Annotated in this window: 22 protein-coding genes; 7 read left to right on the forward strand and 15 right to left on the reverse strand. The window is 71.9% G+C overall.

The genetic code is table 11. From position 1 onward, the window contains the following. Positions 1-21 precede the first annotated feature (21 nt). Together ABD841_RS15810 and ABD841_RS15815 are read left to right on the forward strand one after the other, a co-directional pair. Positions 22-687, forward strand: coding sequence for a potassium channel family protein (locus ABD841_RS15810; protein WP_344972050.1), 666 nt, complete (start codon positions 22-24; stop codon positions 685-687). Continuing rightward, entirely contained in the window at positions 687-1,361 is a 675-nt protein-coding gene (locus ABD841_RS15815; protein ID WP_344972052.1) for a potassium channel family protein, read from the forward strand. Before ABD841_RS15810 ends, ABD841_RS15815 begins: the two co-directional genes overlap by 1 nt. Before the next feature lie 173 nt (positions 1,362-1,534). Here the strand turns inward: ABD841_RS15815 and ABD841_RS15820 are convergent, their stop codons facing one another. The 7 genes from ABD841_RS15820 to valS all read right to left on the reverse strand — a co-directional run bounded on the left by ABD841_RS15820 (position 1,535) and on the right by valS (position 8,603). Further along, positions 1,535-2,197 carry a DUF3159 domain-containing protein gene (locus ABD841_RS15820; RefSeq protein WP_344972117.1) on the reverse strand — a complete coding sequence of 221 codons (663 nt, stop codon included), beginning with the start codon at positions 2,195-2,197 and terminating at the stop codon, positions 1,535-1,537. Positions 2,198-2,230: 33 nt separating this feature from the next. Then, positions 2,231-2,623 (reverse strand): OB-fold nucleic acid binding domain-containing protein, encoded by a 393-nt coding sequence (locus ABD841_RS15825; protein WP_344972054.1) that lies wholly within the window; start codon positions 2,621-2,623, stop codon positions 2,231-2,233. A 49-nt stretch (positions 2,624-2,672) separates the two neighbouring features. Then, positions 2,673-3,344, reverse strand: coding sequence for a DUF3710 domain-containing protein (locus tag ABD841_RS15830; protein WP_344972056.1), 672 nt, complete (start codon positions 3,342-3,344; stop codon positions 2,673-2,675). Between the two features lie 132 nt (positions 3,345-3,476). After that, entirely contained in the window at positions 3,477-3,920 is a 444-nt protein-coding gene (gene dut / locus ABD841_RS15835; RefSeq protein ID WP_344972058.1) for a dUTP diphosphatase, read from the reverse strand. Beyond that, positions 3,917-4,471, reverse strand: coding sequence for a PaaI family thioesterase (locus ABD841_RS15840; RefSeq protein WP_344972060.1), 555 nt, complete (start codon positions 4,469-4,471; stop codon positions 3,917-3,919). Before ABD841_RS15840 ends, dut begins: the two co-directional genes overlap by 4 nt. Positions 4,472-4,482: 11 nt before the next feature. After that, on the reverse strand, positions 4,483-5,823 hold the full coding sequence (locus tag ABD841_RS15845) for an AI-2E family transporter (protein WP_344972062.1): 1,341 nt from the start codon (positions 5,821-5,823) through the stop codon (positions 4,483-4,485). A gap of 272 nt (positions 5,824-6,095) precedes the next feature. Continuing rightward, positions 6,096-8,603 carry a valine--tRNA ligase gene (gene valS, locus ABD841_RS15850; protein WP_344972064.1) on the reverse strand — a complete coding sequence of 836 codons (2,508 nt, stop codon included), beginning with the start codon at positions 8,601-8,603 and terminating at the stop codon, positions 6,096-6,098. A gap of 112 nt (positions 8,604-8,715) precedes the next feature. Here valS and ABD841_RS15855 point away from each other — a divergent pair, with 112 nt between their 5' ends. After that, the gene (locus tag ABD841_RS15855) at positions 8,716-9,024 is read left to right on the forward strand and encodes a DUF4235 domain-containing protein (protein ID WP_344972066.1); all 309 of its coding nucleotides are present in this window, start codon (positions 8,716-8,718) and stop codon (positions 9,022-9,024) included. Between the two features lie 65 nt (positions 9,025-9,089). Here ABD841_RS15855 and ABD841_RS15860 read toward each other — a convergent pair whose 3' ends face one another. From ABD841_RS15860 to ABD841_RS15880, 5 genes are all read right to left on the reverse strand, one after another. Further along, a complete protein-coding gene (locus ABD841_RS15860) occupies positions 9,090-10,466 on the reverse strand; it encodes an alpha,alpha-trehalose-phosphate synthase (UDP-forming) (protein ID WP_344972068.1) in 1,377 nt (458 codons plus the stop codon). Positions 10,467-10,521: 55 nt separating this feature from the next. Beyond that, complete coding sequence (locus ABD841_RS15865; protein ID WP_344972070.1) at positions 10,522-11,328, reverse strand: hypothetical protein; 807 nt, start codon at positions 11,326-11,328, stop codon at positions 10,522-10,524. Positions 11,329-11,407: 79 nt separating this feature from the next. Continuing rightward, positions 11,408-11,707, reverse strand: coding sequence for a DUF4193 domain-containing protein (locus tag ABD841_RS15870; RefSeq protein ID WP_344972072.1), 300 nt, complete (start codon positions 11,705-11,707; stop codon positions 11,408-11,410). Between the two features lie 272 nt (positions 11,708-11,979). Beyond that, positions 11,980-13,386 (reverse strand): sensor histidine kinase, encoded by a 1,407-nt coding sequence (locus ABD841_RS15875; RefSeq protein ID WP_344972074.1) that lies wholly within the window; start codon positions 13,384-13,386, stop codon positions 11,980-11,982. Continuing rightward, positions 13,383-14,036, reverse strand: a complete 654-nt coding sequence (locus tag ABD841_RS15880; protein WP_344972076.1) for a response regulator transcription factor — start codon at positions 14,034-14,036, stop codon at positions 13,383-13,385. Before ABD841_RS15880 ends, ABD841_RS15875 begins: the two co-directional genes overlap by 4 nt. A 226-nt stretch (positions 14,037-14,262) precedes the next feature. Here ABD841_RS15880 and ABD841_RS15885 point away from each other — a divergent pair, with 226 nt between their 5' ends. Continuing rightward, entirely contained in the window at positions 14,263-14,427 is a 165-nt protein-coding gene (locus ABD841_RS15885; protein WP_344972079.1) for a hypothetical protein, read from the forward strand. 201 nt (positions 14,428-14,628) lie between these two features. On the opposite strand, the gene ABD841_RS15890 is transcribed toward ABD841_RS15885, so the two are convergent. Both ABD841_RS15890 and ABD841_RS15895 read right to left on the reverse strand, forming a co-directional pair. Next, the gene (locus tag ABD841_RS15890; RefSeq protein ID WP_344972081.1) at positions 14,629-15,423 is read right to left on the reverse strand and encodes an inositol monophosphatase family protein; all 795 of its coding nucleotides are present in this window, start codon (positions 15,421-15,423) and stop codon (positions 14,629-14,631) included. A gap of 61 nt (positions 15,424-15,484) precedes the next feature. After that, on the reverse strand, positions 15,485-17,506 hold the full coding sequence (locus ABD841_RS15895) for a S9 family peptidase (protein WP_425581988.1): 2,022 nt from the start codon (positions 17,504-17,506) through the stop codon (positions 15,485-15,487). A gap of 81 nt (positions 17,507-17,587) precedes the next feature. Between ABD841_RS15895 and ABD841_RS15900 the strand changes: the two genes are divergently transcribed. Continuing rightward, complete coding sequence (locus ABD841_RS15900) at positions 17,588-18,559, forward strand: ferrochelatase (protein ID WP_344972087.1); 972 nt, start codon at positions 17,588-17,590, stop codon at positions 18,557-18,559. 48 nt (positions 18,560-18,607) lie between these two features. Here the strand turns inward: ABD841_RS15900 and ABD841_RS15905 are convergent, their stop codons facing one another. Next, on the reverse strand, positions 18,608-19,828 hold the full coding sequence (locus tag ABD841_RS15905; RefSeq protein WP_344972089.1) for a lytic transglycosylase domain-containing protein: 1,221 nt from the start codon (positions 19,826-19,828) through the stop codon (positions 18,608-18,610). Positions 19,829-19,987: 159 nt separating this feature from the next. Between ABD841_RS15905 and ABD841_RS15910 the strand changes: the two genes are divergently transcribed. Both ABD841_RS15910 and ABD841_RS15915 read left to right on the forward strand, forming a co-directional pair. Beyond that, positions 19,988-21,184 carry an MFS transporter gene (locus ABD841_RS15910; protein ID WP_344972090.1) on the forward strand — a complete coding sequence of 399 codons (1,197 nt, stop codon included), beginning with the start codon at positions 19,988-19,990 and terminating at the stop codon, positions 21,182-21,184. Between the two features lie 122 nt (positions 21,185-21,306). Continuing rightward, positions 21,307-22,623, forward strand: coding sequence for a D-arabinono-1,4-lactone oxidase (locus ABD841_RS15915; RefSeq protein WP_344972091.1), 1,317 nt, complete (start codon positions 21,307-21,309; stop codon positions 22,621-22,623). Positions 22,624-23,229 lie beyond the last annotated feature (606 nt).

A 23,229-nucleotide genomic window follows, 5' to 3' on the forward strand; every position in this document is an offset into this window, starting at 1 on the left:
CACAGCCATCGGCGGGGGAGCATGCATATCGTGATCATGGGGTGCGGCCGGGTGGGTTCGACCCTGGCGCACATCCTGGAGGACAGCGGCCACTCGGTCGCGATCATCGACCGCGATCCGCAGGCGTTCCGCCGCCTGCGGGCGGGGTTCAGAGGGCGCCGGGTCACCGGCATCGGCTTCGACCGGGACGTCCTGGAGGAGGCCGGCATCGAGGCCGCCGGCGCCTACGTGGCGGTCAGCAGCGGGGACAACTCCAACATCATCTCCGCCCGGGTCGCCCGCGAGACGTTCGGCGTGGACAACGTCGTGGCCAGGATCTACGACTCCCGCCGCGCCGAGGTCTACCAGCGGCTGGGCATCCCCACGGTGGCCACGGTCCGGTGGACCGCCGACCAGATCCTCCGCCGTGTGCTGCCCGAGGGCGCCGAGCCGCTCTGGCGCGACCCCACCGGGTCCGTGGTGCTGGCCGAGGTGGCCTACCATCCCGGCTGGGTCGGCATCACGACCAGGGAGCTGGAGGAGGCCGCGGGCACCCGCCTGGCGTTCGTCAACCGGATGGGCGAGGCCCTGCTGCCCCGCGCCGACTCGGTGGTTCAGGAGGGTGACATCCTGCACGTGATGGCGGCCGAGAGCGACATGGACCGGATCAACAAGGTGCTGTCCGGAGCGCCGGAGGAGGGGCACTGATGCGCGTCACCATCGCCGGCGCCGGGGCGGTCGGCCGCTCGATCGCCGCCGAGCTCCTGGAGAACGGCCACGAGGTCCTCCTCATCGACGTCGACCCCAAGGCCATCAAGATCGACAGCGTGCCGCGGGCGGAGTGGCTGCTCGCCGACGCCTGCGAGATCTCCTCGCTGGACGAGGCGGGTCTGGCCGACTGCCACGTGGTCGTCGCCGCCAGCGGCGACGACAAGGTCAACCTGGTGGTCTCGCTGCTCGCCAAGACGGAGTACGGCGTGCCGCGCGTGGTCGCCCGGATCAACCACCCCAAGAACGAGTGGCTGTTCAACGAGTCATGGGGCGTCGACGTGGCCGTCTCGACCCCGCGCCTGCTGAGCGCGCTGGTCGAGGAGGCGGTGAGCGTCGGCGACCTGGTCCGCCTGATGACGTTCCGCCAGGGCCAGGCCAACCTGGTCGAGCTCACCCTCCCCGAGGACGCCCCGGTCGTCGGGCAGCGGGCCGGCTCGGTGCCGTGGCCCACCGACACCGCCCTGGTCGCGATCCTGCGCGAGGGCCAGGTGCTGGTGCCCACCGCCGACGACCCGCTGGAGGCCGGGGACGAGCTGATGTTCGTGGCCACCCAGGAGGTCGAGGGAGAGCTGGCCCGGCTCCTGTCGCCGCACCACCGCACGCCGAGCTGAGGGTGAAAGGCGCGGGGCCCGGTACGGCGTGCCGTACCGGGCCCCACGCCTTTCCCTCGCCATCGGCCCGTACGCCGTCTTCCACGGCCCCTCGGCCCGTACGCCGCCTTCCGCGTGCCCTCGGCCCGTGCGGCCCGGAACCGGCCCGCACGGTCGAAAGGACGGTCCCGCGGTCAGGAGACCGCGGTGCGCACCGGGGTGCGGCCCCTGGTCAGGAGCCAGACCATGCCCGCGAGCGCCGCGATCTGGAGCGGCCAGCCCATCGCGATCTTGAGGATCCCCAGCTCGGCGACCGCGTCGTTGCCGCCGATCGCGTAGACGGGCAGTTGCACGGCCACCCGGACCACGCAGGGGATCATCAGCAGCCAGGTGAGCTTGGTGCAGAGCCTGACCACCGCCGGATCGGCGCGCCACCCCGTCGGGTCTCCGGTGACGGACCCGATCAGGAAGCCCACCACCGGCCAGCGGGTGACGATCGACAGGAGCATCGCCGCCGCGTACCCGGCGTTGTAGAGAATGCCCGGCAGGAAGACGTCCTTCGCCTCACCGGTGCGGGAGGCGAAGAACGCGCCGATGCCGATGCCGATCAGACTGTTGATCACGAACTGCGGCGTCGAGCGCTGCACCAGCCGCACCAGGAGCAGCAGCACCGCCGCGGAGACACTGACGATGAGGGAGAGCCTGAGATCGGAGGTGCCGATCCACATGCCCGTGAAGGCGATCGTGGGCACGGCCGCCTCGACGGTTCCGCGCACGCCGCCGAACGCCTTGGCCAGCTGGCCGCGGATCGCGGCCTCCACCGTGTCATGGGCGGCGGTCTCGTCGGTGGTGGTCATCTTCTCGCTCACCGTCTTGTGATCACCAATCGCTCACGCACCGCCCGCAGGGCGCAGCTCGTACTTCGGGTTGAACATGACTTTGCGCCCATCCTGCATGCTGACGAGCCCTTCGGCCAGCACCATCCGGCCCGGTTCGATCCCGGCGATCTTCCTGCGGCCCAGCCAGATCAGATCGATCACGTCCGATCCGTCGTAGAGCTCGGCCTCCAGCGCCGGGGCGCCCCCGCGGGGACGCAGGGTCACCGTCCGCAACGTGCCCGTGACGCAGAAGCGCCGACGCCCGCCGCAGGAGGCGATGGGCGTGGCACCGTGGCGGTCGAGGTCCTGCCGGAGCTCATCCGCTTCCAGCTCGGCCTGGCCGGCTGTCAGGCGGCGGAAGAAGCCTCGAAATCCGCCCTGTTTATGCGGCTCCTGAGAACCCACGGTTCTCTCCTTCACATACGGGTTGAATCAGCGTACGCGATCCCCCGCGTCAGCGAATCTCCGCGATCTCCGGCCCTCGCTTGAAGGGGTTGAGGCTCTGCGCCCCCGGGCCGGCGGCCTGCCGCTCCGCGGCCTGTCTGGCCTCGGGCGGGAGCCGCAGCTCGATCGGCTCCTTGGGCGGCATCGGTTCGTCCCCGCGGACCACGACGATGTCGCGGATGACGCCCTCCAGTGTCGCGGCGGCCTCGGCGTCCGCGGCGGCGCGCCCGCTGATCACACCGCGGAGGAACCAGCGCGGGCCGTCCACGCCGATGTAACGGACCGGCTGCTCGACCCCGTCGGCCGGGATCCTCGCGGCCAGCTCGACGCCGAACGGGCCGTCCTTCTCCTCGGAGGTGCCCCCGGCGCCCTTCACCCCCTCGGCGAGCTCGGCCCGGACCTCGTCCCAGATCCCGCTGCGCTTGGGCGCCGCGAAGGCGTGCACCTGCAGGGCGCTCTCCTGGAACAGGATCACCGCGCCGACGATCTGGTCGCCGGCCACGTTCAGCTGGATCTCGAAACCGGAGTCGACCGGCAGGCGCATACCGCCCAGGTCGACCCGCTCCCGCTCGGGATGGGGCTCGTCGGCGTCCCATGGGCCGGACTCACGCGCCGGGACCTGCTCGGCCGCTTCGACGGCCTTGGTCTCCGGGGACTCCTCACGACGGCGACGTCGGAACACTTTCCTCACGCTCCTTGAAGATTCACTGGTCACCCGTCCGTCGCCGCACGTGGCGGCGGACGGCCTGGCGGGTGCGCTCCGGCCCCGGGTCACCGTCTGCCACGTCACTCACCTCTTCGGGTCCGTGTCCGGTCAGCGGCCGGTGGACCCGAATCCGCCGGCGCCGCGCGCCGATCCGGGCAACCGGTCGACCTCGTAGAACGCCGCCCGCTCCACCCGCTGGATCACCAGCTGTGCGATCCGGTCCCCCCTGCGCAGGCGGGCGGCCTCCTTGGTGTCGGTGTTGATCAGCGTCACCCTGATCTCGCCCCGGTATCCCGCGTCGACGGTGCCGGGGGCGTTGACGAGCGTCACACCGTGCTTGGCGGCCAGGCCGGAGCGCGGATGGACGAACGCCGCGTACCCGTCGGGCAGTGCGATCGCCACCCCGGTGCCGACCACGGCCCGCTCGCCGGGGAGCAGTTCGACGTCCTCGGCGGCGTAGAGATCCGCGCCGGCGTCGCCCGCGTGGGCGTACGACGGCAGCGGCAGCCCGGCGTCGAGCCGGTGGATCAGCACCTCGACGGTGTTGGTCACGGGTTCACCTCGTACTCGTGGTGCTCGTCGATGATGGCCTTCACGTCACCGTGCCGGGCGAAGTGCTCCATGCCGACCTCGATGAAGAGCGCGGCGGCCCGCACGGCGACCGGGCCGTCCGGGGAGCCGATGCGGCCCTCAGCCTCAAGGTACGCCTTCCGGCCGGACACGCCGGTGCACCAGGCACGCAGATGCAGGGTCGTCCCGACCGGGACGGGGGCCAGGTAGTCGGTCTCCAGCCGCCCGGTGACGTAGGGGCGCTGGAACAGCCAGACGGACATGCCGATGACCTCGTCCATCGCCGTGGCGAGGATGCCGCCATGCGCCAGGCCCGGCGCGCCCTGGTGCGCCTCCCCCACGGTGAACTCGGCGACCACCGTGACCCCGTCGGGGGTGCGGGCGGTCAGGTGCAGGCCGGTGGGGTGCCGGTCTCCGCAGCCGAAGCACTTGCCGTAGTGCGGGCCGAGCGGGGTGCCGGGGGCGGGTCCGCCGGGAGCCGCCTGCGGGCGGGTCGCCCCCGGCGGGGGGGTGGTCACGGTGGAACGGGTCACGGAGGAGAACGTTACCCCTTGGGCTGCGGAGATTCCTCATTCACCGGCGCATCGCCCTCGCCGGGCGCCGATCGCGCCGCCTCACCGGCCTCGGGCGCGGGCCCCGCACCGTCCGTCCCGTGCGCCGGCCGCGCCGCTCCGCGGCCCTCCGGCACGGTCTCCACCGCCCCTCCGGTCTCGGGCACCACCGCTCCGCGGCCCTCCGGGGCCGGTCCGGCGGATCGGGCGGCCGCGGGCGCCGGCCGGCCGGTCCCCGGCTCGGGTTCGGGGTGTTCCGGTGCCGGGGGCAGCGCGGGGCGGTCGCTGCTCAGTTCGGGCAGCGCCCGGTAGAGCACGGCGGCGACCGGGACCGCCACCGCGGCCCCGGCGATGCCCGCCAGGATGCCGCCCACGGCCAGCACCAGGATGATCGCCAGTGGGTGGAAGTTGAGCACCCTGCCGACGATCAACGGCTGGAGCACGTGGTTCTCCAGCTGCTGCTCCACCACCAGGATGCCGAGGAAGATCAGGGCGTAGATCGGGCCCTTGGCGCCGAGGGTGACCAGGGTGGCCACGCCCCCGGCGAAGAAGATGCCGACGATGGGGATGAAGCTGGCCAGGAAGATCAGCACGGCCAGCGGAGCCCAGAGCGGCACGCCCATCCCGGCGAGCACGATGCCCATGATCACGCCGTGCACCCCGGCGACCGCCACGGTGCCCTGCACATAGTGCGAGAGCGTCACCCAGGCCGCCCGGCCGGCCCGGTCGACGCGGGGGGCGACCGAGCCGAAGGCGCCCAGGAACCACGACCAGATCCGGTCGCCGTCCTTGAGCAGGAAGAACGTCACGAACAGCAGCAGCACGATGGAGGCCAGCACCTCCAGCGCCACCGTGGCGCCGGTGAGCACCGTCTGGGTGATCTCGTTGCGCTGGGCGGTGATCTGGTCGGTGATCTCGTCGACCCAGCTGGTGAGCTGGGTCGGCTGCAGGTGCAGCGGCCCGGTGTAGAGCCAGTTCTCCACCGTCTTGGACGTCGCCCTGACCTGGTCGACCAGGCCGGGGAACTCCTCGTTGGCGCGCAGCCCGATGATCCAGCCGATACCGCCCAGCACCGCGAGCGCGACGAGCATGGTGGCCCACGTGGCGTAGATGGGCCGCAGGCCCATCGCGCGCAGCCGCCGGGTGACCGGGAAGAGCAGCGCGGTCAGCAGCAGCGCCACGGCCACCGGTAGCACCACGATGCGCAGGGTCGCGATGAACTGGGCGAAGTAGAACACCGCCCAGCCGATGATGATCAGGCACAGGCTCCACACGGCCAGGCGGAGCAGCGGGCGTGGCACCAGGTTCGTCAGGCGTTCCCGATCGGAGATCACACGTTCCAGACTGTCACGCCGGGGCCGGGAATGCGCGTGGGTTATCGATCGGACACGAAAAGGAGCGGCCCGGACCCTGGTCCGGGCCGCCCGGCGTACGGTCGGGGGTCAGCGTTCCTGCGGCGGCCGGGAGATCACCCTGTCGTCGAGGTAGCAGCTGCAGTTGCCACAGCCTGGCGTCATGCCCTGTCCTCCCCTCACCTGTCGTGTCTCGACCGTACGGCAGGATCCCCCGACGGGGAGGACAGATTCGCGTTCGGGCGCGGCCGGGGTCAGGCCAGCTCGACCTCCACCACCGGCTCGCCGTCGCCCGCCCGGAGCACGAACTCCTCGATGACGCCCGCGCCGCACAGGTCGTCCTGCGCCTGCCGGATGAGGTCGGCGTGCGCGCCGGCGACGGTCAGCCGGGAGACCTCGGCCCGCATGGACAGCCGGGCGTCCGACTTGGCCTTGCGGACCCGGCCGAGGACCGCGGCCACCGCCGGGAGCATCTCCGGGTCACCGGGGTGCCCGTCGCGTCCGGCCGTCTCGGGCCAGGCGGCCCGGTGCACCGAGCCCTCCCGCCACCAGGACCAGACCTCCTCGGTGACGAACGGCAGGAACGGGGCGAACAGCCGCAGCATGACGTCCAGGGCCTCACGCAGCGCCGCGTGCGCCGAGCGCGCGGCGGGTCCGTCCTCGTACGCCCTGGCCTTGACCAGCTCCAGGTAGTCGTCGCAGAACTCCCAGAAGAACCGCTCGGTCCGCTCCAGCGCCCGGGTGTAGTCGTAGGCCTCGAACGCCTCGGTGGCCTCGCGGACCACCTCCGCCAGCCTGGCCAGCATCGACAGGTCGAGTGGCTCGGTGACCTGCCCGCCCTCGCCGCCCAGGCCCAGCACGAACCGGGAGGCGTTGAGGATCTTGATGGCCAGCCTGCGGCCGATCTTGATCTGGCCGGTGTCGAACGCGGTGTCGGTGCCGGGACGGCCGCTGGCCGCCCAGTAGCGGACCGCGTCGGAGCCGTACTGCTCCAGCAGGCCGAGCGGGGTGACCACGTTCCCCATGGATTTGGACATCTTCTTACGGTCGGGATCGAGGATCCACCCGGAGATGGCGACGTTGCGCCAGGGCAGGGTGTCCTGCTCCAGGTGGGCCCGGACCACGGTGGAGAACAGCCAGGTGCGGATGATCTCGTGGGCCTGCGGGCGCAGGTCCATCGGGAAGACCCGCCCGTACAGGTCGGGGTCGCGCTCCCAGCCGCCCGCGATCTGCGGCGTCAGCGAGGAGGTGGCCCAGGTGTCCATGACGTCCGGGTCGCCGATGAAGCCGCCCGCCTTGCCGCGCTGGTCCTCGGTGTAGCCGGGCGGGACGTCGGTGGACGGGTCCATCGGCAGCATGGAGTCGGGCGGCAGGATCGGCGTGGAGCGGTCGGGCTCCCCGGCGGCGTCCAGCGGGTACCACACCGGGATGGGCACGCCGAAGAACCGCTGGCGGGAGATGAGCCAGTCGCCCGCCAGGCCCTGCACCCAGCTGTCGTAGCGGACCTTCATGTGCGGCGGGTGCCAGGCCAGCTCCCCGCCGCGCGCCAGGAGCGCGTCGCGCAGGCCGGGTTCGCGCCCGCCGTTGCGGATGTACCACTGCCGGGTGGTGACGATCTCCAGGGGCCGGTCGCCCTTCTCGTAGAACTTCACCGCGCGCTTCACCGGCCGCGGCTCGCCCTCCAGATCGCCCGAGGCGCGCAGCATCTCCACGATCCGCTCCCGAGCCCCGTGGACGGTCCTGCCCGCCAGCTCGGCGTACGGCTCCGCCGGGACGCCCGGGGGCGGCTCGGGCAGCAGCCTGCCGTCCCAGCCGATGACGGCGCGGGTGGGCAGGTCGAGCTCGCGCCACCAGGTGACGTCGGTGACGTCACCGAAGGTGCAGATCATCGCGATGCCCGACCCCTTGTCGGGCTCGGCCAGGTGGTGGGCGAGCACCGGCACCTCGACGCCGAACAGCGGGGTCGTGACCGTGGTGCCGAACAGCGGCCGGTAGCGCTCGTCGTCCGGGTGGGCGACGAGCGCGACGCAGGCGGGCAGCAGCTCGGGCCGGGTCGTCTCGATCCAGACCCGGTCGCCGGGCCCCCGCCCGCCCGCGGACGTGAAGCCCACCCGGTGGAAGGCGCCCGGCCACTCACGGTCTTCGAGCTCGGCCTGGGCGACGGCGGTGCGGAAGGTGACGTCCCACAGCGTGGGCGCCTCCGCCTGGTACGCCTCGCCACGGGCCAGGTTGCGCAGGAAGGCCCGCTGCGACGCGGCCCGGGCGTCGTCGCCGATCGTGGCGTACGTCAGCGACCAGTCGACCGAGAGGCCCAGGCGACGCCAGAGCTCCTCGAACGCCTTCTCGTCCTCGGCCGTGAGCCGCTCGCACAGCTCGATGAAGTTCCCGCGCGAGATGGGGATCTGACGCTTGGGATCGGGCTTGGCGGGCGGCACGAAGCCCGGGTCGTACGGGACGGAGGGGTCGCAGCGCACGCCGAAGTGGTTCTGCACCCGGCGCTCGGTGGGCAGGCCGTTGTCGTCCCAGCCCATGGGGTAGAAGACCTCGCGGCCGCGCATCCGCCGGAAGCGCGCGATCGTGTCGGTGTGGGTGTAGGAGAAGACATGGCCGACGTGGAGGGAACCGGAGACCGTCGGCGGCGGGGTGTCGATCGAGTAGATCTCCTCGCGCGTGCGCGACCGGTCGAACCGGTAGGTGCCCTCGTTCTCCCAGCGGCCTACCCATACGGCTTCCAGGCCGTCGAGAGTCGGTTTCTCGGGCATGGGCGCATGGCGCGGTCGCTGTTGTGTCATGCCTCCGTATGGTATGGCTTCACACGGTGCCAGGCTGGTTGCGACTAGTGTTCTGATCCTGAACTGATACGGGAGGAACCACATGGCCGACAAGACCGAGAAGCAGGACCTCGCGTGGAAGGCCATCGGCGGCCTGCTGGGCCTGGCGACGGCCTGGGCCGCCAAGAAGGTCATCGGCTTCGCCTGGGAGAAGGCCACCGGCAGGAAGCCGCCGGCCGACAGCGAGTCGCTGGAGATCAGCCTGGGTGAGGCGATCGGTTACGCCGTGGTGATGGGGGTCGGCATGCAGGTGACGCAGATCGTGGTCGCCCGCACCGCCAAGAAGCGCTACAACGCCTGGAAGGCCGTCAAGGACGCGGCCAGGGAGGCCGCCGGCGAGATCACCTCCTGACGGCGCCGCCGCCCGCGGCCCCACCGCGGGCGGCGCGGGCCGCGGGCCGCGGGGAGGCGACGGGATCAGGGCGCTTCCAGCGCGGTGAGGAACTCCCGGGCCCAGCGGTCCACGTCGTAGGTCGACACCCGCCGCCGCAGCGAGCGCATCCGGCGTGACAGGTCGTGCGGGGTGGCGCGCATGGCGGCCACCATGGCCCGCTTGAGACCGTCGACGTCGTAGGGGTTGACCATGAACGCCTGCCGCAGCTCGTCGGCGGCTCCGGCGAACTCGCTCAGCACGAGCGCGCCGCGCAGGTCGTGGCGGCAGGAGATGTACTCCTTGGCGACGAGGTTCATCCCGTCGCGCAGCGGCGTCACCACCATCACGTCGGCGGCGAGGTAGAGCGCGGCGAGCTCGTCGCGGCCGTACGACTGGTGCAGGTACTGCACGGGCTGGTGCCCGATCTCGCCCTGCTCGCCGTTGATCCGGCCGACCTGCAGCTCGATCGAGTCGCGCAGGCGCATGTACTCCTCGACGCGTTCCCGGCTCGGCGTGGCGATCTGCACGAACGTCGCCTCGCCCGCCTTGACCGTCCCCTCCCGGAGCAGCTCGCCGAACGCCTTCAGCCGCTGGCCGATGCCCTTGGTGTAGTCGAGCCTGTCGACGCCGAGCAGCATGCACTCGGGGTCGCCCAGCTCCGTGCGGATCTGCTTGGCCCGCGCGATGATGTGCGGCTCGCGGACCAGCGAGTCGAGCTCGCCGAAGTCGACCGAGATCGGGAACGCCCCGGCCCGGACGACCCGGTCGCCCACGTAGATCTCGTGCTTGTGGTGCTGCAGGCCGAGCAGGCGGCGGCAGAGCCGGATGAAGTTGGACGCGCCGCCGGGGCGCTGGAACCCGACCAGGTCCGCGCCGAGCAGGCCTTCGACGATCTCCCGCCGCCACGGGAGCTGGGAGAACAGCTCGACCGGCGGGAAGGGGATGTGCAGGAAGAAGCCGATGCGCAGGTCGGGGCGGAGCTCGCGCAGCATGGCGGGGACCAGCTGGAGCTGGTAGTCCTGGATCCACACCACGGCGTTCTCCGCCGCCTCCTCGGCGGCGGCCCGGGCGAAACGCTCGTTGACGGAGCGGTATGCGTCCCACGCCGAGCGCGAGTACACGGGGGTGGCGACCACGTCGTGGTAGAGAGGCCAGAGCGTGGCGTTGGAGAAGCCCTCGTAGTAGAGCTCCACCTCCGCCTCCGACAGGGGCACCGGGATCAGGTGCATGCCGTCGTGCTCGAAGGGGCCGAGCCGTTCCCCGGGGGCTCCGTGCCAGCCGATCCAAGCCCCCTCCCTGCGCTGGAGGACGGGGGCGATCGCGGTGACGAGGCCGCCGGGGCTGCGCCGCCACATGTTCTCCCCCACCCGGTCGACCGGAAGGCGATTTGCGACGATCACGAACGCGCTGCGGCCCAGCACTGATTCCTCCAGGGAGTCGAGTATTTGCTGAGCTAACTACCCAATTCCGACGTTTTTATGACTTTCCCGGGGGAAGGGCGGTATGAATTCTCAGATCACCGCGAACAAGTTCAGCCAGCTTCCTGGTGGCGGCGCGGTTGAGGGCGCCGCCGGCCACGGCCCCGGTGAGGAAGGGGCCGAGCGTCGTGAGATGGCGCCCGAGAGTGCGCATCAGGCGGTTGCGCAGCGCGGTCTTGGCCGCGCCGCCGAAGGCGATGGTGAAGGACGCGGGGGACAGCGGGTCGATGCCCCGCTGCCTGGACCAGGCCGTCACGAAGGCGAGGGCGCGCTGGGAACCGTTGCCGGGGACCTGGACGCCGTAGACCTCGTGCAGCTCGGCGATGAGTTTGACCTCGATGGCGGCGACCACGAGGGTCTCGGCCACGAGCTGGGCGGGGGCGGAGAGCAGGAGCGGGGGGGCGGCGAACTCGGCTGCGGCCAGCGCGCCGCCGATGGCCCCGACCGTCATGGTGGCCTTGGCCGCGGTGCGCACGAGGTCGTCGGCCAGGGCCTCGGAGGTGAGGCCGTTGTGGTGCTCGGAGAGGGTGTGCAGGTCGCGGATGGGGATGCGGGGCGCGACGCTCATGAACACGTCCGCCAGCCAGCGGCCCCGGCCCGTCCCGGACGCCTTGGCCTTCTTCGCCCCGGCGGCCAGGGTTCGTGAGAGGCGGCCGAGCAGCTTCCGCCGCTCGGCCGCGTCCATGTCGCCCGGCTCCACGAGCCGGCCGACGATCTCCGCCGTTTCCCGGTCCGGCGCGCCGGTCGACTCCTCGGCCGGGGAGTCGTCCGGCGCGGCACCGGTCTTGCTGTTCTCTGACGCCATGTCTCGGAACCTCCTCAAGGCTGTCCTGCGGCCCTACCCATGATGAGCGGGACACACCTCGGACAAACCGTCGGAATCGTCAGGCCGCGCACTCCCGGCAGATCTGCTGGCCGTTCTTCTCCACGGCGAGCTGGCTGCGGTGGTGTACGAGGAAGCATCGCGCACAGGTGAACTCGTCGGCCTGACGAGGAATCACCCGGAGCGAGAGCTCCTCGTTCGACAGGTCGGCACCGGGCAGTTCGAGCGACTCGGCGAGGTCGGTCTCGTCGATGTCGATGCTGCCCGAGGACTTGTCGGTACGGCGCGCCTGCAGTTCCTGAAGACTGTCCTCGCCGAGGTCGTCGTCAGTCTTGCGTGGGCTGTCGTAGTCGGTAGCCATCGGTCTGCTCCATCCCCCTCATCTATCTGTCTGCGCTCGGTCGCGCGTGTGTAACGTCCGAGAGGCACGACTTGTGCCCGGTCCGCCAGAGAGATTCCTGCATCGGTACCCCGCCGGAATGGTCACCGAACCTCCCTACACGTGAGGGACGTACTGCCAATGGGCAGGGTTAGCCAAATATGGCGTAAACCACAGCATTGGCGGCATGCACCACCGTGTTCGACGGCACATCCAACCACATGTACGGCGTGAACGAGACGCCCCCCGCCGCATCAGCGCGACTGGAGTCGCACCGTGACCACCAGGCCTCCGCCGTCACGAGGCACGGCGGTCACGTTGCCCCCGTGGGCGCGCACGACCGCGCGGACGATGGACAGCCCGAGACCCGCCCCCTTGGAGGAGTCGACCCGGTCGGCATTCAGCCTCCGGAACGGCTCGAACAGGCTGTTCACCTCGTACGCGGGCACGTGCGGCCCCGTGTTGGCCACCTGAACAATCAGGGCACCCTCCACCATTCCCGTCCGGACCCACAAACGTCCAGATTCGGGAAGGTTGTGCTTGATGGCGTTCTCCACGAGGTTGGACACGCAGCGCTCCAGGAGCACCGGATCCCCGATCGTCTCGGCGCCGCGGAGCTCGGCGGTGACCGTGACGCCGGCCTCCTCCGCGCGCGAGGCGAGCTGCTCGACGGCGGTCTCGGCCACCTCCTTCATGTCCACGGGCTTGCGCACGCTCAGCTCGCGCTCACTGCGGGCCAGCAGCAACAGGCCCTCGATCAGGCGCTCGTTGCGGGCGTTGACCTCCAGGAGCGTGCGGCCCAGCGCCTTGAGGTCGCTGGACGCCTCGGGGTCGGACAGGGCGATCTCCAGGACCGTCCGGTTGATCGTCAACGGGGTGCGGAGCTCGTGGGAGGCGTTCCCCACGAACCTGCGCTGCATGTCGAACGCCACGTTCAACCTGGTCAGCATGGCGTCGAAGGTGTCGGCCAGCTCCTTGAGCTCGTCGTCGGGGCCCTGGAGGTCGATCCGCTCGTGGGCGAGCGTGGAGCCGGACAGCCGCCGGGCGGTGGCGGTCATCTTCTGGATCGGCTTCAGCGCCCGGTCGGCGACGACGTAGCCGATGATGACGGCCAGGATGCCGACCCCCGCCAGGGCCATCAGCGAGCGGAAGAGCAGTTCCTTGCGCGCCTGCGCCACGGCGGCGTGCTGGGCCCAGTACCACTCCCGCTCGATCTGGGCGGCGAGACCGGCGGGCACATTGCTCAGATCGAGCGGGAGCTGCGGCCAGGCCGCGTCGAGCGCCCAGCCCACCATCAGGTAGATGACGAGCATGAGCAGGGCACCCGCCGCGAAGAACAGCAGGGCATAGGTGATGGTGAGCCGCCAGCGGATGCTGACCCGGTCGAAGACCGCCCGCGCCCGCTCCAGCGGGGTGCGGTGGACCGGGGCGGCGCCCGCCGGAGGCGGGCCGTCCCACGTGGGCGGGCCCTCCGGCGGCGAGGACTGGGCCGCGCCTGCCTTCCCCGTGCCTTCCGCGGGACCGGAGGAGAGCTGCTCACCCCTCCAGGCGCCCCGCTCGGAGTGCGGGCTGATCATCGGATGGGTCGGCACGGACTGCCGCGCCTCGTCCACCGGGACGAACGTGGGGCGTTCCTCTCCCCCGCCTGCCGGTGCGCTCACAGCTTGTATCCGACCCCGGGCACGGTCTCGATCACCTGAGGCTCGCCCAGCTTCTTCCTCAGGGTCATCATGGTGACGCGCACCACGTTGGTGAACGGGTCGATGTTCTCGTCCCACGCCTTGTCGAGCAGATCCTCCTGGCTGACGACCGCGCCCTCGGCGCGCAGCAACTCCTCGAGGACCGCGAACTCCTTCTTGGTGAGCGAGACCTCCTCGCCGTCCCTGGTCACCAGCCGCTTGCCCGGATCCAGGCGGATGCCGTTGCGTTCCAGCACCGGCGGGAGCGCCGGGGCGGAGCGGCGGCCGAGCGCCCGCACCCGCGCCACGAGCTCGATGAACACGAACGGCTTGGCCAGGTAGTCGTCGGCGCCCAGCCCCAGGCCCTCCACCTTGTCGTCGACGTCGCCGGACGCGGTCAGCATGAGGATCCGCGAGGCGGTCCGGTCGGCCACCAGGCGGCGGCAGACCTCGTCGCCGTGGACCTTGGGCAGGTCCCTGTCCAAGACGATGACGTCGTAGTCGATGTAGCTCGTGCGCTCCAGCGCGCCCGCGCCGTCGTAGGCGACGTCCACGGCCATGGCCTCACGGCGCAGCCCGGTCGCGATCGCGTCGGCGAGCACCCGCTCGTCCTCAACCACAAGCACTCGCACGGCCTCCGGCACCTCCTGTTGCATCCCTGACAAGCCGCCGCGGGCGGCTTCTCATTCTCGCCCCAACCCCTGTAAGCACACGGTAAGCCTCCGGCGGAGGGGGGCAGGCACCGTGCGTGATGTCGGAAACACGTAGGTTTAGCACTTGGTTGGGCATGGGTAAGGCCGCTTCCAGTCCCTGAAGCCGCACTTTCCGTCCCCCGTGTCCCCTGAGAGAGAAGGTGAAATGGGCGAGTTCACCACCACGATCGAACACCGCCTCGACCAGGCCTACAGGAATCTGCAGGAGGCCCGGTCCACCGGCGACGACTACCTCGCCGACACCTTCACCGCCGAGATAGAGGACCTCCGCCGTCTGGCCTCAGACAACGGCGTTCCCATCCAGCGCTGATGACGGAGGCCCCCGGCCGGCCGGTCCTGACGGATCCCGAACACCGCGACCCCTGAACGGGTCAGGTGCTGCGACGATCTCCAGGACCGGGGCGGCCGGGGGCTCTTTCGTTCTCCGCGGCGCCCCGTGGACGAAAAGGCCGCCCTACGGGGCCTTCCGCCCGCGGCGCCCCGCCGGCGCGGGGCCCGTGGCGCCCGCGCGTCAGGCGTCGCGTTCCGGGTCGAGCGGGAGCAGCAGGTCGTGCAGCTCCTCGAACAGGCCGGAGGCCGCGCACAGCGTGAACCCGGGGCTGTTCGGCCTGCCCGAGAGCCCGCCGACCCTGGCCCCGGCCTCGGCGGCGATCAGGCCACCGGCCGCGTAGTCCCAGGGGTTCAGGCCGCGCTCGTAGTAGCCGTCCACCCGGCCGGCGGCCACCGAGCACAGGTCCGAGGAGGCCGCGCCACCACGGCGGATGTCACGCACGCGCGGCAGCACGTGGCCGAGGATCTCCGCCTGTACCCGCCGCCGCCCGCTCTCGTACCCGAAGCCGGTGGCGACCAGTGCCCGCTCCAGCGGGACGCCGGTGTTGCAGCGCAGCCGCTCCCCCGCCAGCCAGGCGCCCCCGCCCTTGACCGCGGTGAAGACCTCGCCGCGGGGCACGACGTTGACCGCGCCCGCGACAACCTCGCCGTCGACCTCGACCGCGATGCTGACCGCCCACTCGGGCAGCCCGTACAGGAAGTTGACCGTGCCGTCGATCGGGTCGACGATCCAGCGGACCCGGCCCTCGCCGGCCTCGCCGCCCTCCTCGCCGAGGATCGCGTCATCGGGCCTGACCGCCTTGATCCTGGACCTGATCAGTTCCTCGCAGGCCCGGTCGAGCGCGGTCACCACGTCGGTGGGGCTGGACTTGGTGGCCAGCACCTCGGGCCGGGCCGGCCGCTTGGCCAGGAGCATCTCCCCGGCCTCCCGAGCGATCTCCTCGACCAGGTGGCCGAAGATCACACGAGTCTCCACTGTCCTTCTCCACTCTTCGTTCGCGGTGCTGCATCTGGAAAGCCGGAAAAGGCCGGGAAGTTCACGAGAGCGACTCCGGCCGCTTCCACTCCCGCCCGAGAACATGCTGGGCCAGGAAGGCGAGCACGGTCTCGTACCAGACGACCGCGTTGCCGGGCTTGAGCACCCAGTGGTTCTCGTCGGGGAAGTAGAGGAACTTCGACTCCACGCCCGAGCGCTGTAGGTCCCACCAGAGCCGCAGGCCTTCGCCGATGGGCACCCGGTAGTCCTTGTCACCGTGGATGACCAGCATCGGGGTGGTGATGCGCTCCAGCGACCTGTGCGGGGAGAGCCTGTCGTACAGCTCGCCGCCCGGGGCGCCGAACTCGCGCTGCCAGTACATGGACGCGTCGGTGGTGCCGGCGAACTGGTCGAGGTGCCAGAGCGAGGCGTGCGTGACGATCGCCCTGAACCGGTCGGTGTGCCCGGCGACCCAGTTGGCCATGTAGCCGCCGAACGAGCCGCCCATCGCGGCGGTCCGCGACGCGTCGACCCCGGGCAGCTCCAGCGCGGCGTCGGTGATCGCCATCAGGTCGGCGTGCGTGCGGGGCCCCCAGCCGGCCCAGCCGCGCCGGATCATCTCGGGGCCGTAACCGGTGGACAGGCACGGGTCGGGCAGCAGCACCGCGTAGCCGTGCTGGGCCATGATCCACGGGTTCCACCGCCAGGACCAGTCGTTCCAGCTCGCCAGCGGGCCGCCGTGGATCCACAGCAGGAACGGGGCCGGGCTCTCCGCCGAGGCGCCCTCGGGCAGCACCAGCCAGGCCCTGACCGTCGCGCCGTCGTCGGCGGTCGCGGTGACCTCGGTGAGCGTGCCGGGCAGCTCCGGCGCGGGGGCCGGGGAGGCCAGCGGCTCGACCGCGCCGTCCGCGGTGACCCGGACCGGCGCCGGAGCGGCGTCGACCGCGCTGCGCAGCGCGTAGACGGCCCCGTCGGAGGCGGCGTTGAGTGAGAGGTACGCGGCGTCGTCGGGGGTGAGCCGCACCGGGGCGGAGCCGTCGGCGGGGACCCGGAAGATCGGGCGCCTGCCCCGGTGGTCGGCGGCCACGAACAGCGACCGGGAGTCAGCCGCCCAGGCCACGTCGGCGGGCCAGAGCCCGCCGCCCGCGGGACGGCCCTTGCCGGTGGCCAGGTCGACGATCCACAGGGTGCTCTCGGGGATGCGCCGGGTGTCGGCGTGGTTGCTGCGCACGCACGCCACCAGCCGCCCGTCGGGCGAGACCTTCACCGGGCCCTCGAAGTCGTGCCCGTCCTCGGCGGCCAGGACGCGCCGGGCGCCGCCGTCGGTCGTGTCGATCGCGACCAGTTCGGAGCGGAGCTCGCCGTGCGGAAGCGGGACGGCCCAGGTGGTGACGACCGTGGCACCGTCGGGGGTCACGTCGTAGGAGGCGTGGCTCGTCAGCGCCTTGCCGGGCTGCGGGGTGAGGTCCCTGACCTGTGACAGCCGCTCGTCGTCGCCGAGACTGCCGGCGAACAGCCGGGGCTCGCCGGGACCGAGGTCGTGGTCCCAGTAGCGGACCGGGTAGTCCTCGTGCAGGATCGCGCTGATCCCGGCGTCCTTGCGGCTCTTGCGCCGCTCGGCCTCGGTCGCCTCGTCGCCGGGGAGCACGTCGGAGGTGAAGACGACGGTCCGCCCGCCGGTCGCGAACCCGGTGACGCCGCCGGGCCGGGAGGCGACCTGCCGGGCCTCGCCCGCCGTGGCGGGCAGCAGCCAGAGCGCGGAGACCTCCTCGTCGGCGTCCTTGACCGTCGGGTCGGGACGGCGGGAGCCGAACAGCACGTCACCGGCCGCGGTGAACTCCGCCCCGGCCTCGCCCTTGACGGACCTGGTCAGCCGGTACGGCCTGCGGCCGTCGAGGGGAATCTCCCACAGGGACGTCCCGTAGGACTTCCCGTCGGGGTTGAGAGCCTGGACCACGCCTACCAGGCGGGTTCCATCGGGGGAAAGCCGCAGGGATGTCACCCGGGGCACGCCGACATAGTCACGGATGTCGTTGAATGGCGTCACGGCTCCGAACCTACCCCGGCGGCCGTCCCGGAACATGCATCCGCGGGCGCGGGGATCTCCGGACGACTCCGGGTGACCATGCGAGAGGACACCCCGGCATGCGGTTTGATGAATGTCATGGGGACTTACGACGCACTGCTCGTCGTCTCGTTCGGGGGGCCGGAGAAGCCCGACGACGTGATGCCGTTTCTGGAGAACGTGGTGCGGGGCCGCGGCATCCCGCGCGAGCGACTGCTGGAGGTCGAGGCGCACTACCAGCGCTTCGGCGGGGCCAGCCCGATCAACCAGCAGTGCCGCGACCTGATCGCGGCCGTGCAGCCGACCGTCGACCTGCCGGTCTACTGGGGCAACCGCAACTGGCACCCCTACCTGGAGGACACCCTGCGGCAGATGGCGGCCGACGGGGTGCGCAAGGCCGCGGCCTTCGTCACGGCCGCCTACAGCTCCTACTCCTCCTGCCGCCAGTATCTCGACGACATCGCCCTGGCCAGGGCGGCGGTCGAGGGGGCACCGGAGGTCGTCAAGCTCCGGCACTACTACGACCACCCGGGCTTCATCGCGGCGATGGCCGACCACACCCGTGAGGCCCTCGGCCGGCTCCCCGACGAGCACCGTGACGCGGCGCGGCTGGTCTTCACCGCCCACAGCATCCCGGTCTCGATGGCCGCCACCGCCGGGCCGGGCGGCGGGGCGTACGAGGCGCAGCTGCGCCGGGCCGCCTCGCTGGTCGTCGCGGAGCTGGGCGGCGACCGGGAGTGGGACCTGGTCTGGCAGAGCCGCAGCGGCGCCCCGCACATCCCGTGGCTGGAGCCGGACGTCTGCGACCACCTGCTGCAGGTCGACGCCCCCGCGGTGGTGCTGGTGCCGATCGGCTTCGTCTCCGACCACATGGAGGTCGTCTACGACCTCGACGTGGAGGCCACGGAGACGGCCAGGAAGATCGGCCTCCCGCTGACCAGGGCGGCCACGGCGGGCACCCACCCGCGGTTCGTGGCGATGGTCGGCGAGCTGCTCGCCGAGCCGGAGCCGGCGGCGTGCGGGGCCGAGTGCTGCCCGGCGCCGCCCCGCCGCCCCGGCCCGCCCCGCTGACGTTCCGGGAGCGCGCCCCGGCGGAGACGCGGCCGCCCCGCCGGGGTCTCAGGGGTACGCCGCCGCGTAGCCTCGCGAGATGGCCATGACCTTGGCGACGTACGACCAGGAGTGGTTGTAGAACCAGATGGCCTTCTCCAGCTTCTTGCCGCCCTGCCCGGCGCCGTTGGCGCACAGGTAGTTGGCGGCCGAGGGGACGGCGTCGTACGGGCTCCAGATGTCCGCGACGCCGTCGCCGTCGCCGTCCACGCCGTAGGCCTTCCAGGTGGCGGGCATGAACTGCATGGGTCCCTGCGCGCCGGCGGACGACGGGCCGTTGTTGCGCCCGTGCGAGCTCTCCACCTGGCCGATCGCGGCCAGGACCGTCCAGGAGAGGCCCGGGCAGACCTCGGCCGACTTGCGGTAGAGCTCCAGGTAGCTGCCGGGCCTGCCGACCGTGACCCGCCGGGCCGCCGCCGGCCGGTCGGCCGTGCCGCCCGTGTCCGCCGTGCCGGCCTTGGCGGCGGAGCCACCGGATCCGCTACCCGTCGCGACCGCCCCGCCGGAGGCGCCGCCTACCGCGACCACCTGGGCGCCCGGGCTCAGCAGCCTGCCCACCCCCGCCTTCAGGGCGGCGGCGGCCTTCTCCGGCCCGTGCACCAGCAGCGCCACGCCCGGCAGCAGTCCGAGGCGCCGCCCGGTCTCCTCGCTCACGACGCCGTCCACGCCGGGCAGGCCGAACGGCGCCGAGGCGGCGGCGCGCAGCCGGGGCCCGCCGTCGACCTGGTACTCCGCGCCGAGCACCAGCCCGAGGCGGCGCGCGGCCGAGCTGTCGGCGACGAACTCGCCCCTGGCCAGGGCGTGCCACACCCTCGGCTGCTCGGCGACGACCTTCGGCGCCCACGCCCGGAACCTGGCCGGGTCGGCCGCGATGAGGTTGAGCGCGACCCCGGACACCTTGACCGCCCCGCCGTCGAAGGAGTCGATCTTCTGCACGTGCTTGAGCCGGGAGATGTCGGCCTTCGTCTGCTCGGTCAGCGTCGAGGAGGAGATCACGAGCAGCCGGGGCGGGGTCGGGGTTATCCCGGGTCCGCCGGCGGCGGCGACCTCCGGCCCCGCCGAGGACTCCGGGGTCGCGGCGGGCGGGTGGGTGGCCACCGGCGCGATCGCCGTCAGGTCGCGGACACCGGACTCCGCCGCGGCGCTCCCGCCGGACTCGGCCGGGCGGCCGACGCCGATCACCATGATCACCACGCCGCAGGCGGCAAGGAGAACGGTTATGACGGCCACTACTGGGACGAATGCCCCCAACCCAGGAAGACGTGACACCGCGCTCACGTTAGCCCCTACTGGCCACGAGGTGGGCCGTTGCCGGGAAAATCACTTGCCGGTCAGTGGATTTGTGCGACATCGTCGGCATGTTCTGCGCGAACGAGAAGGGGACTATCAGTGGTCGGGCCGTACCGGGGGCTGTTCAGCATGCCCGGCGTCAAGGGTTTCGTCATCGCCGGGTTCGTCGGGCGGATGCCGATGTCGATGCTGGGCATCGGCATCGTGCTGCTCATCGAGGAGCTCACCGGCTCGTACGCCACCGCGGGCGCGGTCGCGGCGACCGTCAGCGTCTCCTTCGCCGTCGCGGCCCCGCTGTCGGGACGCCTGGTGGACAGGTTCGGCCAGGCCAGGGTAGTCGTCCCGCTCACGCTGGCGCACGGCGCCACGCTGACCGGCCTGATGCTCTGCGCCGAGTTCGGCGCCCCCCGCTGGACGCTCTTCGCCACCGGCGTCGCCGTCGGCGCGACCGCGCTCTCCCTCGGCTCGCTGGTGCGCGCCCGCTGGTCCCACCTGCTGGCCGGGTCGTCCCGGCTGCACACCGCGTTCTCCTTCGAGTCGGTCGCCGATGAGATGATCTTCGTGGCCGGCCCCGCGCTGGTCACGGCCCTGGCCACCATGATCAATCCGTACGCCGGGCTGGTCGTGGCACTGGTCAGCACGATCGTGGGCACCCTCGCCTTCGCTCTCCAGCGCCGCACCGAGCCGCCGATCCGGCCCCGGGAACGCCGCTCCGGCACCCCCATCACCATTCCGGGCGTCGCCCTGATGTCGGCCGTCTTCCTGGCGATGGGCGCGGTCTTCGGCTCGGTCGACCTGGTCACGGTGGCGTTCGCCGAGGAGCACGGCGCCAAGCCGGCCGCCGGGCTGCTGCTCGCCGCGTTCGCCGGCGGGAGCCTGGTCTCCGGGCTCTGGTACGGCGCCCGGAGCTGGAAGATCTCGCTGCGCGCCAGGTTCGTCCGGGCGCTGGGGACCTTCGCGGTCGGGATCATCCCGATCATGCTCGTCGACGACGTCAGGATCATGGCCGGCGTGCTCTTCCTCGCCGGGCTGTCCATCTCCCCGACCGTCATCACCGGCTACAGCCTGACCGAGCAACTGGTCCCGGCCCACCTGCTCACCGAGGGCATGGCGTGGATCTCGACCGCCGTCGGGTTCGGCGTGGCGCTCGGCGCCTGGGCGGGCGGCCGGCTCACCGACGCGTTCGGCGCTTCCAACGCCTACGGGTTCTCCTTCGCCTGCGCCCTGCTGGCCGTGACCATCGGGGCCGCCGGCCACGTGTGGCTGCGGACCCCTGTCGCCCGACAGGAATCGTGAGTACTGTTCATATTCACTGGCGGAGCGAGTGAACAGGCGGGCACCCGCGGTCGCGGGCCGGGCGCCGGCGTGCCCCCGGAAGCCCCGCGGCCACCGGGCGGGCCGGCCGGGCAGGAGTGCACGTGGGCGAGACCTTCCGCAACTGGGCCGGCAACCAGTCCGCCACCCCCGCCGAGGTCAGGACGCCCACCGGCCCGGAGGAGGTCGCGCGGGCCGTACGGGACGCGGCCGCGGCGGGGCGCCGGGTGCGGATGATCGGCACCGGGCATTCCTTCACCGGGGTCGCGCTGACCGACGGCCTCCTGCTGCGGCCGGACGCGCTGACCGGGATCCGCGAGACCGGCGACGGCTGGGTGACGGCCGCGGCGGGGACGCCGCTCAGCGTGCTGAACGAGGAACTGCACCGGATGGGCCTGGCCCTGGCCAACATGGGCGACATCGCCGCCCAGACCCTGGCGGGGGCCATCCAGACCGGCACCCACGGCACGGGCAGATGGGTCGGCGGGCTGGCCGACCAGGTGCTGGCGCTGGAACTGGTGCTCGCCGACGGCGAGACCGTCACGGTGCGCGGCGACGGCGAGGGGAAGATCCGCGACGGGGTGAGCGAACGGGACCTGTTCGACGCGGCCAGGGTGGGGCTGGGCGCGCTCGGCGTGGTGACCGCGGTGACCTTCCGGGTGGAGCCGTCGTTCCTGCTGCGCAGCGTCCGGGAACCGATGACGCTGACCCGGATCCTCGACTCGCTCGACACGATCGTCGAGGAGAGCGAGCACCTCGACTTCTTCTGGATGCCGCACACCGACACCTGCCTGACCAAACGCAACAGCCGGACCTCCGGACCGGCCGCCCCGCGGAGCGCCTTCCGGCGCTGGCTCGACGACGACTTCCTGGAGAACACCCTGTTCGGCGCGCTGTGCGGCGTCGGAGGCCGCTATCCGGGGGCGATCCCCCGCCTCAACGCGCTCTCCGCCGCGGCACTCTCGCCCTCGACGTTCACCGACGTCTCCTACAAGGTCTTCACGGCCTCGAGGGAGGTGCGCTTCCTGGAGATGGAGTACGCGATCCCTCGCGAACGCCTCGGCCAGGCCCTCCGCGAGATCCGCGACCTGCTGGACCGGCGGGACTGGAAGATCAGCTTTCCTGTCGAGGTGCGGGTCACGCCGGCCAGCGACGCCTGGCTGTCGACCGCCTACGGCCGGGAGTCGGCCTACATCGCCTGCCACGTCTACCGGCCGACGCCGAACCCCGCCTACTTCGCGGAGGTGGAGGAGATCATGACGCGGCTCGGCGGGCGGCCGCACTGGGGCAAGCTCCACACCCGGGACGCGTCCTACCTCGCCACGGTCTACCCGCGCTTCGCCGACTTCCTGGCGCTGCGCGACCGGCTCGACCCGGGGCGCTCGTTCGCCAACGACTACCTGGACACCGTCCTGGGGTGAACCCGCGCCCTCCGGTCCGGGACCGCGGCGGGGAACGGAGCGCGGCCCCGGACCGGCGGCGGCACGGCCCCCGGCCGGGACGCGCCGCCCGTTCCCCCGAATCGGCCGGTTCTCACAAGCTTTCGGTAAAGAGGTGCGCAAGGGCTCTCTCGAAGACTCACGCATCCGCGTGTCCCGCCGTTGCCCCGGTGCGCGCGGCGGGCAGATTCGCAGACACCCGCGCCGCTCGACCCCGAGGGAGTCCGCCGGAGATGACCTTCTCCAGCCGTCCATACCCGCCGTCGCGGTCCGCCGCCACGGACCGCGACACCCCGGCCGCGCCCGTCACCGCGGCCGCACCGCCGCGCCCCCGGGACCGGTGGGCCGGGCTCGCCCCCGGCTCCAGGTTCTTGGCGGAAGTCCAGCGCGGTTCCCAGCGTTATTCGGGAGAATCCGATTCGGACCCCGAACCCGCTGCTCCGCACGGGTGCCCTGTAGATTCATGAACGGAGCAAATGTGACCGGCGTCACATCGCTGCGAGCCCCATCCAGGAAGGCGATGTTCGGACATGCCGGGTACGGTGCTGGCAGGCAACCGGCACACGCGAGAGACTCAAGGGTCCGGGG

This window comes from Streptosporangium fragile, from assembly GCF_039534445.1.
GTDB classification, from domain to species: domain Bacteria; phylum Actinomycetota; class Actinomycetes; order Streptosporangiales; family Streptosporangiaceae; genus Streptosporangium; species Streptosporangium fragile.